Origin of the sequence: Chryseobacterium sp. GM_Chr_2 (assembly GCF_026540445.1) — a bacterium.
GTDB lineage: Bacteria > Bacteroidota > Bacteroidia > Flavobacteriales > Weeksellaceae > Chryseobacterium.
Genome location: NZ_JALNUD010000023.1, coordinates 1 through 1,436 on the forward strand (window position 1 = coordinate 1; position 1,436 = coordinate 1,436).

The 1,436-nt window shown below is 36.6% G+C and carries 2 protein-coding genes; both read right to left on the bottom strand.

Annotated features, from left to right (window positions below):
- Positions 1-720: hypothetical protein (locus tag OXQ85_RS20540; protein WP_267407005.1), on the bottom strand; the 720-nt coding region annotated here is incomplete at its 3' end.
- 11 nt (positions 721-731) lie between these two features.
- Positions 732-1,436 (bottom strand): phage baseplate assembly protein V (locus tag OXQ85_RS20545; RefSeq protein ID WP_267407007.1); only part of this gene is annotated, 705 nt, incomplete at its 5' end.

Genomic DNA, 1,436 nt, shown 5'->3' on the forward strand with positions numbered 1-1,436 from the left:
AAAATCTCTACCACAAAAACACGTTCCCCCTTCCGTCAATTCAAAAGGTTTTTGGAAAGAAAAATTCTTTGGATCATTTACATCGTCCCCTTTATAAAATACATCTCCTTCAGCATCCAAAACTTCAACATGAAAATAAAGCTTTATTTTTTTATCTTTAGATTTTGCTAAAATATCTTTCCACTTTCTCTTTTCATCATCAGTTGTTGGCTCCAAAATCATTTCTTTTAATGCCGTATTTTCTAATGCTTTTAAATTAGAACCTTCATATTTGTTTTGGGCATCTTCACTTTGGGTGATTTTACCTACAGTCATTTCCATGACACTTAATGCGTCTACTTTTTGGTCTTTTTCGGTAAGCTGCTTTTCAAAAGCCTGTCTTACTTCTACTTTAAGTTTCTTGCCTATAAGACCTAATGTTTTTACTTTCAAGAAAACTTTTTCACCAATAGAGAAACTATTTTTTATGGGTAAAGCCATTACTTTTTTGGTTGCATCAGATGTACTGTCTTTTACTTCCTGCTTAGCAAAACCAACCTCGATCACTTCGGCAACCGGAGCAGGGAGAACCATTTCCTCATAATTTCCAATAATTGTATTGGGCGCGTCCCAATAATTCTTGTTTAATGCATTAAATTCTGCTTCGCCGTCGTAGATATGAAATATTATATCTTCTTTACTCGTAATTTCAGTAATTCCTTCAATTATTCTTGTTTTCATAAGTTTTGAGTTTAATGGTCATTACTTTTTTCACCGCTATTTCTTTTGATTGAGCTAGAAGCATTTACTTTAATATCTGTTTCGCTGTTTACTTTCATCTCTTTGGTAGTGGTATGATTTCCTTTTTCAGCGTGACTTTGAAGATTTCCTTTTATATATTCTACAAAATTTCCAATCACATTAACCATATAATTTGTTCCGACATTTAGTGCATTTATCATACCCACTCCCACTGATTTATTCATTCCCACCGTTTCTGTAGAATTCATCCCGACATTGGTATTCATATTTTTTCCGGCGGTGATATTCACATCTTCTCCTGCCATTAAATTAATATTCTTCGGCGCCGTAATATCAATATTTCCATCACCATAGAAGACAGCAATGGTCTGTCCTTTCTGACTTTCCAGGGTCACATCTCCCGTTTCATCATCCATAATCAGACGGTTTCCGATGCGGGAATGAAGCACTTTATAACGATTATCCGCCGTCGCATAACCGCTGACTTCCTTTCCATTATACATCGCTCCCGAAACATAAGGCTTTTCGGCATTGTTACTTTCAAAATTCACCAAAACTTCATCGCCAATTTCCGGAATTTTATAATCACCTCGCGATGCTCCAGCGTAAGATGTTTTTGTCCTTATCCACGGCGATTTCTCGCCCTTTCTTTCCTGCCACTGAAACTGCACCCTCACCCTTCCCATGCCCGAAGG